The organism is Thioalkalivibrio sp. ALE31 (assembly GCF_000377405.1).
Taxonomy (GTDB): Bacteria; Pseudomonadota; Gammaproteobacteria; order Ectothiorhodospirales; family Ectothiorhodospiraceae; genus Thioalkalivibrio.
Window position 1 is genome coordinate 252,666 of the sequence record NZ_KB905022.1, and the last position, 12,943, is coordinate 265,608.

Below are 12,943 nucleotides of genomic sequence, written 5' to 3' on the forward strand. Positions count from 1 at the left end.
GGATCAGCGCAACGTGGGGAGGAAGCCAGAAAAGCCCAAGCCGCGCTGAATTCCTTGGTTACTTCAGCGCCACCGCCTGCTCGCCCGAGCAATGGCCGGTCCGTTCAATCTCTCTCGCGACCCGTTGCACCCACCGCCAATGGCCCGCAAGCAATTCGCTTGCGTGTTGCCAGGCGCTGGTCAGGGCTTCGGCCCTGTCCGGGTATCCGAAGCTCACGAACGCCGCTGCGTTCTTCATGTCGGGTTCACCTGCTAGCGCTTGCCACCAATCCGAGTCGCGATCAGCGACCCCATGCAGGCGCGTTTCGGCCGCATAGCCGGCGCAGAACATCGCGGCCCATTGCAGGCATTGACGCTCGAAACACATAGACACGTTGCCGCTCTCTCTGTGCAGCGGGTCCAGGGTGCCCGGGGCGCTGGCCGGTTGTCCGGTTGCGTCCAGGCGCGTCACCGCCCCGCCGGTGCCGCACGGGGCAAGCCGCGCGTCCAAGCGAGCGGGCGTCAGACCAAATGCCAGCCATGCGACCAGGTGCCCGGCCTCATGGGTAGCAATGGTCCGGCGGTCCCGGGGATACCGGGGCCACGTCGCACTGCGGGTTGCCTCGTTACAGTTCATCGCCCGCGCGCTCCAGCGTCTCGGAGTGCGGCCGCTGAATGGGAAGGTCTCCCAGGTCCTGCGGCGGCTCCTGGTGGGCCGTGGCGAGTAGCTGCGGTGTCAGTCCCGCTTCAAGCGTGGCGAGGCCACCGCTGGCCTGGACGCAATGCCGATACCGCACGAAGGGCTTGATCGCCTCGGGCAGGGTTTGCTCGACTTCGGCGGCCATGCCCTTCCAGTAGGCGGCGTGCGCATCGGTTGCCGCTTCGAGCGCGGCCTCGACTTCGGTTTCCAGTCGTTCGGCCTCGACACGCCAGCGCGTCACGTCCTCGGGGCGGTGGTCACTACGGGCCGCCTTCAGCTTGTCGAGGGCGCTCTCGAGTTGCCGCTCAACCTTGGCGAGGCGCTTCATGGCGGCGTTGTAATCCCTGACGCTCATCATGCACCCCCGCGAATGGCACCCAGCCGGCCCATGGGGACCACGCCGATATCCGCGCGAACGGTGAACGGGGTCCCGTCCATGGTGGTGTCATTGCGCGCCGGGGATACGTCGGTGGGGCGCTGCCCTTCGCTCGACTCCAGGAACAGGCGACCGACGACCGGGGCCACGGCCGGGCTTGCCAGAAGATACCAGCGGCCAGATGCGAGCCACGGCGCACCGATCACCTGAATATCCGCGCCAATGTCGTGGATCAGCTTCAGGGACGTGTATTCCAGATCGGCGGCCACGATCAGGAAGGCCGGGCGCAGGTTGGCAACGTTCTTCGAGGGCGTCGGCTGGTTGCGCATGGCGGCCATCGCAGCGCCCAGGCTGGAGGCATCCAGGGGATCGCCCACCACGTTGCCATGCGCGGTGTGAAACATCGGCTCGCCATCACCCAGGGCCGGATTATCCTCGAGCATCGAATAGACCAGCTTCCCTTCGGTGCGGCCGGTGGCGGCGCCCAGGTTGCCGAACACGCTGGCCACCAGGTCCACGTCATCATTGATGATCGCCTCGCGCGATACCAGGATCTTGCGGCCGTAGGTGTGGAGTTGCGCATGCAACCCACCGGAGACCGTCACCACGTCGCCTTGCTTGAACTCCGCGCCTTCGGGTGTCCGTGGCAGATCGTCCAGAACATCCGCGTGCGGGAACTCCGCAGGCAGGAAGTTCTTCATCGGCACGGGCGCGGTGAAGGCCCGGTGTTCAGCAGCCTGCTGGTCGTACCGCAGGCCGGTCACGGTGGCAATGGCCTTGCCCAGGGCGAACCCGAAGGCGTTGGATTTCAGGCCGGCGGCCAGCGCCTTGCGGCGGTCATCGCCCAAGGGGCGGTTCTGCTCGAGGCCCTGCACCAGGGCATAGTCCTCGGCAAGATCCCGCAGCTTGACGTCCTCGCGCGCCATACGCTCCGCGACCGGGTGCGGCCGTTTCGGGGCCAGACCGGCGCGAATGGCGATCCAGTCGGGCAAGGCGTCCAGCGCGTCGTTAATCCAAGGGGTTTTGTTCGACATGGTAGGCTCCGGCTATGGGTATACGAAATACGATATACCCGGAGCATTGAAACGGCGCCGCCAATTTTTCAGTAGCCGCGCGTGGCCAGATCGTAGATGCGCCGCTGCGATCGCACTGTGGGGGCGCCCGACCGCAGTACATCGAACAGGGCGCGGCGGTACGGCCCCAGGTCGGTGCCGTCCGTATTTCGCACGCGTGGCCAGGTGCTTGCCTCAAACCGCTTCAGGTCCCGCGCGAGACGCCCGGCACGATCCCAGGCAGACAGTTCCGAATCCGGATCCAGGATCATGGCCGCTTGCTTTAGGGCGCGATTGCGCACGCGTAGAAGGTCCGTGCCGGTCAGGTGCAGGGCATTCTCGAGGGCATCCCCATCCAGGTAGCGCCGTAAGCCGGTGCGCAGCCAACGGGCCGCCTCGGGCGGCATCTCGCCCGATTCAGTCTCAAGGGCGCGCACCGCCTGCTGTAGCAGCTCAAGACTCACTCGCGCACCCTTGGCCCGCTGGAGGCGATTGGGCAGCGGAATCCCCTTCCCCCTTTTCCGGTTCCACGGGAACATCCCCGATAACCAGGGCGGCGGCGTCGGACTCGAACGGTTCCGGGGTCAGGTCCAGGTCGCTGATATCCAGGGAAGTGCCGTCCTCAAGATCGGTGCCATCGTCCGGAGCGCCCGCAGCGGCCCCGGCCGCTTCGGCCGCCGCCTCTTGTGCCTCCAGCGCTGCGGCCAGGGCATCCATGTAGAGCTCGTCCAGTTCGGCACGGATCGCGCCCGGGGCCTCCAGTTCCACCAGGTGCTCCAGGCGAGTGACTACCGCATCCATAAAGCGATCCCCGGCCGCCTCTAGCATCGCCACATTCGCCTCGGCTTCGTCCGCCCGAGCGGCGGCGCGTTCGGCTCGGTCTTCGGCCGCTTCGGCACGTTCCAGGGCCTCCCGGAGTTCACTTCGCAGCCCCGCCATGTCATCCATGACGGGTTTCAGCAGCGTGGCGCGCAGGCGGGCCGGGTCGCCATGCTGTAGCACCCGCTCGGTGGCCTTCACCGGATCCAGGCGGCCGGACGGGTCCAGCAGCACGCGGCCCTCCTTGACCCACCGGGATACCGTCTGCCGGGAGACGTTCAGCATCCGGGCGAACTGCGCAGGCCGAACGCGGACGCCAAGGTCCGGCTCTGGCAAAAGTGACAGGTCCGCCCCGTGGCCATCTTCGGCGGTGGTTTCGTCTTCGGTTGTCATGGTGTAACCCGATTGGTTGCCTTTATTCCAAGCCCGCTAACTAGCGAAAGATCGCGCCTCTCTGCACCCGTACCTCTGCACTTGCCAGAAGGACCCGCGCCGCCCTGGTTTGTCCGATCTAGAGCGTCCGAACCGACCGAAACCGTCCGATTCCGTCCGCTCGGGTTTACCTGTCCGGGTGTCCGTCCGTCCGGTGTGTCTTTAGACACCGGACGGACGGACACCGGGCACCCACCATTGGGGCTTCGGGCAAGGCTGGTTCGGGTCCCCTGGTGAAAGGAGCAAGACCCCGAAACCCCGGTGCGGAGTGAAGTCACCCCGAACAGCGGGTGTCCGTCCGCAGTCACATGCGCCCCGCGCCGGACGGTCATGTGAGCCACACATGCAGCTCATTCGTCTCAATGTGGCCGTCCCGCTTCAGCGCTGTGCGCACCTCGTACCAGCGGTTCCTCGGCATCAGCTCGGGCACGCAGGCCGCGCGCCAATCGTCCAGCAGCACCCGCACGGCATCAGGCTCACGGCCTGCCGCTTCGATATTGGCGCGCTGCTTTGCATCAAGCTCTCGGAGCACCTGAAGGGCCTTGCGCTGATTGGCCCCAAGCGCGGGCGTGGAGTGGGCAGGGTCGACGTCGCTGGGATCCAGAACCACCGAGGTCACCGCTGAACCGTCGGCCATCTGTAGACCGGGAAGATCAACCTCCCGCAGTCGCAGTCCAACAGGATCAGGAAGGGGTGCATCCTTCATCTTCTGCGCCCGCAATTCGATCTGGCCGCCTTCATGCAGGCACAGGCGGTACTCGGCATCCAGCGCACCTTTGAGCGCCATGGCGCCCCGGTGCCGGGTCTTGTCCCCGTGGCCTGTGTGATGCACCAGCAAGAGCGTGCATTGGTAGCGCTGGATCAGTTCGTCGCACGCGGCAATGAAGCGGCCCATGTCCATGGTGCTGTTCTCATCGCCGGGTCCGAAGTTACGGGCCACGGTGTCGACCACGATCATGGCCGGGGCCCCGGTGCTAGCGACCAGTTCGTCAATGCTCGCCATCAGCTCCTGTACCTTCTCAGCATCACCAAGGGGCACGGGGCCGGTGGTGACTGCCAACGGCACATCGTCCAGCACAATCTCCTGGTCATGGGCGATTGCATGGATACGGCGCGCGAAGCCTCCGTGCCCTTCGCCCGCGACGTAGATCACGGGCCCGGATTTCTCGACCGCGTGACCACACCACGACCCGCCGATTGCAACAGCAAAAGCCCACGCGAGGGCGCAGAAGGTTTTGCCGGCACCAGGATCACCGAAGATCAGGGCCAGCGTGCCGGCTTCCAGAACATCGCCTATCAGGTATTCGGGTGAGCGGGCTTCGAGGTCTTTGGCCAGGACCAGGCGCACGGCACGGGAAGCCGGGGCTTCAGGGACCGGCACAGGAATGGTTGGCGCACTCATGCACGCACCGCCTCGAACAGGGTGCCATCCTGTCCCAGGACCCGACGCACGCCGTCGCGCATCAGGGCTTCCACCAGCGCCCGCAGGAACGCCCCGTCAACGTCACCGACACGGACCAGAAGCACCGGGTCGTGGCCCGCAATGCCCCGCCAGTCCATTGCGGTGGGGTCATCGTCTACAGGAGCGACCACCACCAGTTGCGTCGACTCGGGCCCGTTCCAGGTATAACCGTTGCCATTGATCCTTTCGTGAGCCCACCGCCAGGCAGCCGGACCCGTCACCACCCAAACGGTGGCGTTCGGGTCACGCAGTCGAGCGGCTTGCCGCTTCGCGTAGGGCGGTAGCCGGCGGCCTCGGGTGCTATAATCGTTAGCGAGCGCACCCCTGTGCTCATCCCCCGCGCCCCGCGCCGTCCCACCGGCCGGGGCGTTTCTGTTGGCGGCAACCATCAGACGCTCTCCCGGGCGCGATCAGCTTCCCAGGCTTGCAGGTCTTCAAGTCGCCAGCGGGTACAGCGCGGACCCAGCCGTATCGGCTGTGGGAACCCCCGGGAGTGAATCCAGTACCACGGGGTCTTGGGGTGGATGTTGTACCGGCGAGCGAGGTCGCGTTCCGAAAGGAATTGAGTCTGGTCGGCCATCTGTGTACCTCGTCACGTTGTGTTGTGACGGGTACATTCGCGGTTGCGGGCGGGGCTTGTCGGGGACGGTTGTACTGGAATTCGGAGGGTGAAATATCCCCCCTCGGTCTTGAGTTGCAACGTTACCGGGCCGCCAGGAACCGGGACCATTTGGGATCGTTGCCTTCGGCCTGGTCACGCAGATAGTGCCGGGCCTTCTTGATCGTGTCAGGCGTGTAATCGATCGGTTCTGCGACCAAGCGCAGTAGAGTTGCCATGTCTGTGTCATCAAGGCGGAAGGCCTTGAGGGGTGCGGTCCGCGGGTCAGCATCGGATTCAAGGGGGAGATGGCGACCCGCTTGCCGAAACTGCGCATGCCAGAGGATGCGCAGGAGTCGTCGAGGGCCGCGGTATCCTTCTGCGCTCGCGCGCATATCCGGATGGTCGGGTTCCGGAAAGGTCTCTGTGAAGCGGTCGGCCAAGCCCTGAAGCACTTCAGAGAGGGCGGGCCAGTATTTCCAATCGTACCTGTGGTCCAGGTGTTCAATGGGGGGCAGCGTGTGAGCTTCCGCGAGAAAGCGGGTTTGTGGGTCCGAATGAGTCAAACCGGCCATCAACCAATCCCAAGGGTTGCCGGCGGAGTTCACTGAAATCCCGTGCTCCGCGGCGACGGCATCGCGCTGTTCGATGAGGTTTGCCACTTCCCTCAGCTTCAACTCTATAGCTTGTTCGATATGTTCTACCTCCGCGGCCGCATTCTCAGTTGCCTCGATCTCCCTCCGGTTTGCCAACCCCATCGGCACCAGAATTCCGTCCAGCAGGAATATCTGCCGATGAAAGGGCGGGGGAATCCCCTTCGCGAGGTTCGCGAACACGCGGACCATATCCGGGCGGTTACGGTCGGCCCGCATCTTCCGTGCGATGGCCCGCTCGCTCTTGAAGCTCGCGTGTTTCGTGACTTCCTCCAGCATCGGCCAGCCCCACTGTGCGGCGCGCTCCATGTCGGTCCGAGCGTTCATGCGCCACCCCCGGCCGCGAATTCGGCCCATTCCTGCATCAGCGCGCGGCGCTTCTCGAGCAGGTCTCCGCGGCGGTATGCGCGCTCCACCGCGTTGGGGATGACGTGGGCGAGAGCCATCTCGCAAACTTCGTTTGGGTAGCTGGTAGCTTCGGCGGCCCAGTCCCTGAAGGTTGAGCGGAAGCCGTGGGGTGTCGCGTCGACCTGCATGCGGCGCATCAGCGCGGAAAGGGCCATGTCCGAAAGGGGGCCGCCCTTCAGTGCTGGGAACACATACGGCGTCCCCTCCATGTGGGACAGGTGTTCGAGCAGGGCCAGAGCGTGTTCGGACAGGGGAACAACGTGTTCCTTGCCCGCCTTCATCCGTTCCCCCGGCACAGTCCAGGTGCCGGCGGCGATGTCGATTTCATCCCACACAGCCCCGCGAACTTCACCGGAGCGGGCGGCCGTCAGAATCGTGAACTCCAGGGCTCGGGCGGCAGTGCCGCCGCGATCCCGCAGGGCGGCCATGAAGGCCGGGAGTTCCGGCCACGGAAGCGCCCGATGGTGTTTCACCTTCTTCAGCTTCGAGGGGGCGGGTAAGATAGCGTCCAGGTTGCCACGCCAACGGGCCGGGTTCTCACCCCGTCGATACCCGGATACGGTTGCATAGTCGAGCACCTTCTCGATGCGGCCGCGTAGCCGGCTCGCGGTCTCGGGTTTCTCCCGCCAGATCGGTTCGAGCACCTGGAGGACGTGGGGGAGCTCCACGGTGTCGACTGGCAGCGGCCCCAGGGTCGGGGATGCGTAAGTGGCGAGAGTGGATTTCCACTGCGCAGCATGCTTCGCGTTCCGGAATTCGGCGGCCTTCGAGGCTAGATAGCGCCCCGCGCATTCGTCGAATGTCAGCGCTTTGGCGTTGGCGACCAGAAGGGCGTTCTGACGTTCCTGTCGCTCAGCCAGCGGGTCGCGACCTTCTCGAATCGCCTGGCGCATTTCGCTGGCGACCTCGCGGGCGCGAGCCAGGCCTACTTCGGGGTATGCCCCTATACCGATTTCCCGCGGCCGGCCGGCGATGCGGGCCCGGAGCAGCCAGTACTTGCGGCCGGTCTCGGTGATGCGAAGTCGCAGCCCGGCGACCCCGCCCACGGAGTGTTCCCCGCGTCGGGTCAGCCGGCGAACGGCCAGCGCTGTTTTCTCCTCCGCCAAACGTGGCATCCCCCTATCCATCCCCTCATATTGCTTGCAATTCTACACTACGGGAGACTACACTAAACGACAAGGGAAATGCAGGAGAACAGCAGGAACAGGGGTTTAAGTGGTATTCGAGGGTAGTCAGGAGTTGCGCAGGCGCGGACTCACTCTCCGCCAAATCCTGTGAAGGGGCCCAAGTGGCTCCTTTCGCACGTCTGGCCCCAGCATTTCCGGGATTCGAACCCGAGATATGAGAACGATGGTTCGACCATTGGCGCCCTGCGGGGCCAGCACGCCGGAGGGCGGGCGGCGGAGCCGGCCGTCACCCCCTTACTCTCTATATTCCCCGGCGACGAGGTCCGCGCGGCGCTGTTCGCATTTCGACTGCGGGGGTATCCCTTCGGTCCGGGTTCAGGAGGGGGCGGGGCGGCCGAGATCGAGGCGGGGCCAGTCGCGCGGCAGGGATTCCGGGGCGTGGGTCACGAGCAGGCACTGGCGCTGGTTCAGCCACGGGCCGATGCGGGACAGTACGCGCTCGAGGGTCCTCGGGTCGAGGCCGGCGAAGGGTTCATCGAGCAGGACGACGGGACGGTCCTGAAGGAGGATCGCCGCCAGGGCGAGCCGGCGCCGCTGGCCGCCGGAGAGGTACGAGCCAGCTTCGCCGATGCGGTAGTCCAGGCCTTCTTCCGTGCCACGCACGGCATCCGCCAGATCCACCTGCTCCAGAGCCTCCCACAGGGCCGCATCGCTGAGATGTGTGTGACGCGGCTCCAGGATGTCGCGGAGGGAGGTGTCCGGCAGTTGCAGCCCCTGAGGCAGGTAGCTGAGATGGCGGTACCGGGTGTCGGCCGAGATTCGATCGAGATCGTCGCCGCCAAGCGCGATGCGCCCGGTCAGGGGCGGCAGTTCGCCGGCGAGGGTGTCCAGAAGCGTGCTCTTGCCGCGCCCGCTGGTCCCGCTGATCACCAGTGGACGGCCACGCGCGGGGGCGAGGTCCAGGGGGCCGAGCAGCGGGCGTTCGCGGTGAAAGCCGATGGTCAGGCCGTGGGCCTGCAGCACGGGGGCGTGGTCGGCAGGGGCCGGGCGTGCGGCCCCTGCCGGGGCCTGCCCGGCTGCTTCGAGATGCTGCACGCGCCCGGCGGCCTTCAGGCTCTCGCCGGCACGCCACCACGCCCCGGGCAGGCTGCCGAGGACCTCGCCCAATCCCAGGGTCATCAGCGGCAGCAGTACCGCCACAGGCGCGCTCAGGGTCCCGTCGCGGTACCAGCCCAGGGCGAGAACCAGCATCAGCAGCGCGGATGCGCCGACCACGGCCTGCACGGCCTGTTCGGACCCGACGCCGAACGCCTCCTGGGCGCGTTGCTGGCGCGCGTAGGTCGCGTTCTCGCGGCGCAGCGAGGCCTCGTGTCCGCGCGCGCGGTCGTAGGCCAGAAGCTCGGCCAGGCCGCCAATGTAGTCGAACAGCCCGATGCGTTCGCGCGCCCGGGCCTGCACCAGCGCGTGGCTGCGGCGCTGCCCGGCCAGTGCAAGCAGCGCGGAGACGGCAAGTGTTGCAAGACCGGAGACGGCGAGCACGGCCGCGGCGGGCCAGGGCGCCAGCCAAATGGCGATGACCAGCGTGACCACGAGGCTGATGGCCGCGGCGACCATCGGTCCGACCACCCGCAGGGGCATCCCATCGAGGGTGTCGATGTCGCTGGTCAGGCGGGTCTGCAGGTCGCCACTGCGGTAGGCGCGAACGCGTGCCATGGGCAGTGCGGCGAGCCCGCGGAAGCTGTGGCCGCGCAGATCGGCCAGGCTGCGCAGCACCGCCTCGTGACTGACCAGACGCTCGAAATAGCGTGCCAGGGTGCGGCTGATCGCGGCGGTACGGATGCCACCGGACGGTACGTAGAGGTCCAGGGTGGCCAGAAGTCCCGCGCCGGCCAGCGCGGTCGCGGTGATAAACCAGCCGGACAGCGCCAGCAGGGCGATCCCGGCGATCCAGGTCAATGCCAGCAGGCCCCAGGCGCCCCAGTACCAGACGCGGCGCCGGCGGAAGACGCGGTGCAGAAAAGCGAGGTTGGCGCGGGTTTCGTCACGCATGGGGTGTCTCCGGCGTGACCGGCGCCAGCTCCAGCTGTTGCGGGCAGCGCCGGTGGATGGCGGCATGATGGCTCGCGATCACCAGCGTCAGGCCACGGGTGTCGGCCAGCCGGAACAGCGTGTCCAGGAGTGCCTCTTCGGTCTTCACGTCGAGCGCGCTGGTCGGTTCGTCGAGCAGCCAGAGGCGGTGCCCGGAGAGCAGTGCGCGCGCGACGGCGACCCGCTGGGCCTGGCCGCCGGAGAGGCCGTGCCGGGCCTCGCCGATGGCGGTGTCCAGGCCGTCGGGGAGCTCGGGCGCGTCGAGGGGTAACCCGGCCTGTTCCAGTGCCGTGGCCATCTCGGCATCGGGGATCATTGCATGGCGGGCCAGCTGCAGGTTTTCGCGCAGGCTACCGTGGAACAGATGGGCATCCTGGTCGATCCAGGCGAAATGGCGGGCCCGGGCATGGCGTTGAATGCGGCCCTCGGTGGGGGGCAGAAAGCCGGCACATACCGCCAGAAGGGTGGATTTTCCGCTGCCACTGGGGCCGGTCAGTGCGAGATGCGCCCCCGCTTGAATCTCGAGGTCGAGATGCTTGAGGACCGGTGTGCGCTGACCCGGGTAGTGCACCATCACATCCTCGAGTTTCAGCAAGGGGTCGGTCTCGTCCCCGCCGGTGACCTCGGTGACCGCGGCTGAAGCCTCGGCCCCGTTGGGCGAAGCAAGCGCGGGAGCGAGGCTCTCGGCGGCGGCCAGCGCACCGGCGCGGTCATGGTAGCTCTGGGCGAACTGGCGCAGGGGCAGGAAATACTCCGGCGCCAGCAGCAGGATGAACAACCCGGTGAACAGGGTGATGTCCCCGGCCGGGCCATAGTCGATGGCGCCGAACAGGGCGAAGCCGATGTAGATCGCGACCATGCCGATCGCGACCGCGCTGAAGAACTCCATGATCGCCGAGGACAGGAATGCGACCCGGAGGGTGCGCATGGTCAGGCGGCGTTGCTGGTGGCTGCGCTCGACGACCTCGATCTCGGTGGCCGTGATGGCGCGGGCCCGGCGCAGCCAGTCCAGGCTGCGGATGCGGTCGAGGAAGTGCCCCGCCAGACGGTTGGCCTCCTCTTGCTGACGCCGGTGGATCTGTTCCGCACCCATGCCGACGATCGCCATGAAGGCCGGGATCAGCGGGGCGGCGAGCAGCAACAGCAGGGCGGCGAGCCAGTCCAGCCAGAAGGCCGCGGCCAGGATGGCCAGTGGCGTCAGGATGACCGCCTGGCGGGCCGGCAGGTAACGCGCATAGTAGCCGGTCAGGTCATCCACCCGCGTCTGGAACTGCTCCGCCCAGGCGCCCGCGGTCGTCTGTCCGGCCAGGCGCGCGGGTCCGGCATGCCGGACCTGTTGCAGGAGATCGGTGCGCAGCTGCTGCTTGACCGCAAAGGCGAGGCGGTGTCCCGCCAGGTCGCGCAGGGCCTGGGCGGCATAGCGCAGACCGAGCAAGGCGAGGCCGCCCAGCAGGATGCCCGGCAGGTACGGGGGGTCGGCGGCGAACAGCGTGCCGTGCACCGCCCAGGCCACGAGCCCCGCCAGCGCAATGGTCGCCAGCGTGGCCACCAGCGTGCTGGCGGCACTGAGCACCAGCCAGTGGCGGTGTGGCCGTTGCCGTGCGCGCAGCCATGGCCCCGGCGCGGCACGGTGGTCCGGCGGCGGGGCGCCTGTTTCGCCCGGTTGCGGCATTGACTAGCGCAGGTAGCGCCCGCGCAGCATGTTGAAGTACAGCGGCTTAATCATATGCACCTTCAGGCGCCACCACATCCAGCTGGGTTCCCCCTGGTCGAGGAAGCTGAAGGTCGGCACCTCCTGCAGGGTGTAATCGAATTCCACCAGCGCGGCCTTGCCCACTTCGGTGATCAGCGGGCAGGAGGTGTAGCCGTCGAACTGCCGCGACGGTTCGCGATCCTGGATCACGTCCACCAGGTTGTCCGGCATCACCGCGCCATGCGAGCGCACGGTGGAGGCGGTCTTGCCGATCGCGGTCGCGACGACGTCGCCGGCGCCGAAGATGTTCGGGTAATCCGTATGCTGCAGCGTGCGGTCATCCACCGCCAGCCAGCCTCCGGCCGCCAGGGGACCGTCCTCCACCGCCAGCCCGGCGTCACGCACAAAGTCGTGCGCGCGCATCGGCGGGGTCACGTGGAGATAGTCGTAGTCCACCGTCTCGCGCCCGCCGTCGCGGGTCTCGAACTGGGCCTGGCGGGCGTCGACATCCACCGCCACCAGGGCACCTCCGTCATTCACGCTCACGCCGCGTTCCGCATACAGGTCGCGCACCATGCGGTCAAAGCGCTGCACGCTGAACAGGGTGTCCGACCCCGTGTGATAGTGGAAATCGGCCCCGGCGCGCTGACCGGCCGAGCGCAGCAGGTCATCGGCGATGAAGGTCGCCTTGATCGGCGCCCCGGCACACTTGATCGGCGTATTGGGGATGGTAAACCGCGCCACCCCGCCGTTCTCGCCGAACGCATGGATCTGTTCGTAGGCATCACGCGCGGCCTCGGCGCTGGCATACAGGCTGGTCAGGCCGGGACGCCCGATATCCTCGCGGCGCAACCCTTCGATGGCTTCAAAGTCCAGGTGCAGCCCGGTGGCGACCACCAGGAAGTCGTAGTCCAGCCGGTCGCCGTCGGTCGTCTCGACCCGTTGCGATTCGGGATCGATGGCCGCCACCGCGGAGCGCACCCAGTCGACGCCGCGCGGGATATAGCGTTCATTGCGGCGCTGGACCTCGCCCACGGAATAAACGCCCGCGGCCACCAGGGTCCAGCCGGGCTGGTAATGATGGATCTCGCTGGGCTCGACGATGGTGATGCGTGCGCCGTCAAGCAGGTCGCGCAGGCGGGCGGCCATGGTCATGCCGGCGGCCCCGCCACCGAGCACCACGATGCGCGCCTGGCTGGAGACCGCCGCGCGGGCCGGGGCGGCCTGCACGCCAGTCGCCGACACCAGGCCGGCGGCACCGGCGATCTTCAGGAAATCGCGCCGGGACAGTCCTCGCAAGGTCTCCCGGGCCTGCCGGGCCAGGGCCTGGTCAATCTCGGGGTGCTTCGGGTCTTCGGGCTGATGCATGGCTCTCTCCGCGTATCCGTCTGCCGCTCCGGGGACCGGGCGGGCCAGTTCTGAGGGTCGCGCCGTCTGCCGGGCGCTTCGTGTGACGGAATGCTTACAAGTTGCATGCCAACACCGGCAGACCGCCCCGTCGGGGCCTGGGCGCCCGTGCTGGCGGTGACGGCCTGCCATAAATGGCAGTCCCCTGT

13 protein-coding genes are annotated in these 12,943 nt (G+C 67.2%); all 13 read right to left on the reverse strand.

The features are described from left to right. Positions 1–58: 58 nt before the first annotated feature. The 13 genes from D103_RS0107020 to D103_RS0107080 all read right to left on the reverse strand — a co-directional run bounded on the left by D103_RS0107020 (position 59) and on the right by D103_RS0107080 (position 12,755). Positions 59–616: a hypothetical protein gene (locus D103_RS0107020; RefSeq protein WP_018876301.1), complete on the reverse strand. Its 558-nt coding sequence runs from the start codon at positions 614–616 to the stop codon at positions 59–61. Beyond that, the gene (locus D103_RS0107025) at positions 606–1,007 is read right to left on the reverse strand and encodes a hypothetical protein (RefSeq protein WP_231366587.1); all 402 of its coding nucleotides are present in this window, start codon (positions 1,005–1,007) and stop codon (positions 606–608) included. Before D103_RS0107025 ends, D103_RS0107020 begins: the two co-directional genes overlap by 11 nt. A 26-nt stretch (positions 1,008–1,033) precedes the next feature. Continuing rightward, the gene (locus D103_RS0107030) at positions 1,034–2,089 is read right to left on the reverse strand and encodes a hypothetical protein (RefSeq protein WP_018876303.1); all 1,056 of its coding nucleotides are present in this window, start codon (positions 2,087–2,089) and stop codon (positions 1,034–1,036) included. Between the two features lie 68 nt (positions 2,090–2,157). Then, positions 2,158–2,571: a hypothetical protein gene (locus D103_RS0107035; protein ID WP_231366588.1), complete on the reverse strand. Its 414-nt coding sequence runs from the start codon at positions 2,569–2,571 to the stop codon at positions 2,158–2,160. Next, entirely contained in the window at positions 2,561–3,319 is a 759-nt protein-coding gene (locus tag D103_RS0107040) for a hypothetical protein (protein WP_231366589.1), read from the reverse strand. Before D103_RS0107040 ends, D103_RS0107035 begins: the two co-directional genes overlap by 11 nt. Before the next feature lie 367 nt (positions 3,320–3,686). Then, entirely contained in the window at positions 3,687–4,760 is a 1,074-nt protein-coding gene (locus tag D103_RS0107050) for an AAA family ATPase (RefSeq protein WP_026280295.1), read from the reverse strand. Continuing rightward, positions 4,757–4,951 (reverse strand): hypothetical protein, encoded by a 195-nt coding sequence (locus tag D103_RS14300; RefSeq protein ID WP_231366590.1) that lies wholly within the window; start codon positions 4,949–4,951, stop codon positions 4,757–4,759. Before D103_RS14300 ends, D103_RS0107050 begins: the two co-directional genes overlap by 4 nt. Positions 4,952–5,208: 257 nt before the next feature. Then, positions 5,209–5,400, reverse strand: a complete 192-nt coding sequence (locus tag D103_RS13930) for an AlpA family transcriptional regulator (protein ID WP_081618381.1) — start codon at positions 5,398–5,400, stop codon at positions 5,209–5,211. Between the two features lie 122 nt (positions 5,401–5,522). After that, positions 5,523–6,398 carry a hypothetical protein gene (locus D103_RS0107060; protein ID WP_018876308.1) on the reverse strand — a complete coding sequence of 292 codons (876 nt, stop codon included), beginning with the start codon at positions 6,396–6,398 and terminating at the stop codon, positions 5,523–5,525. Beyond that, the gene (locus tag D103_RS0107065; protein WP_018876309.1) at positions 6,395–7,594 is read right to left on the reverse strand and encodes a site-specific integrase; all 1,200 of its coding nucleotides are present in this window, start codon (positions 7,592–7,594) and stop codon (positions 6,395–6,397) included. Before D103_RS0107065 ends, D103_RS0107060 begins: the two co-directional genes overlap by 4 nt. Positions 7,595–7,981: 387 nt before the next feature. Next, positions 7,982–9,655, reverse strand: a complete 1,674-nt coding sequence (cydC, locus tag D103_RS0107070; RefSeq protein WP_018876310.1) for a thiol reductant ABC exporter subunit CydC — start codon at positions 9,653–9,655, stop codon at positions 7,982–7,984. Beyond that, positions 9,648–11,267 (reverse strand): thiol reductant ABC exporter subunit CydD, encoded by a 1,620-nt coding sequence (gene cydD / locus D103_RS0107075; protein ID WP_018876311.1) that lies wholly within the window; start codon positions 11,265–11,267, stop codon positions 9,648–9,650. Before cydD ends, cydC begins: the two co-directional genes overlap by 8 nt. A gap of 102 nt (positions 11,268–11,369) precedes the next feature. Then, a complete protein-coding gene (locus D103_RS0107080; RefSeq protein WP_018876312.1) occupies positions 11,370–12,755 on the reverse strand; it encodes an NAD(P)/FAD-dependent oxidoreductase in 1,386 nt (461 codons plus the stop codon). Between the last annotated feature and the right edge of the window lie 188 nt (positions 12,756–12,943).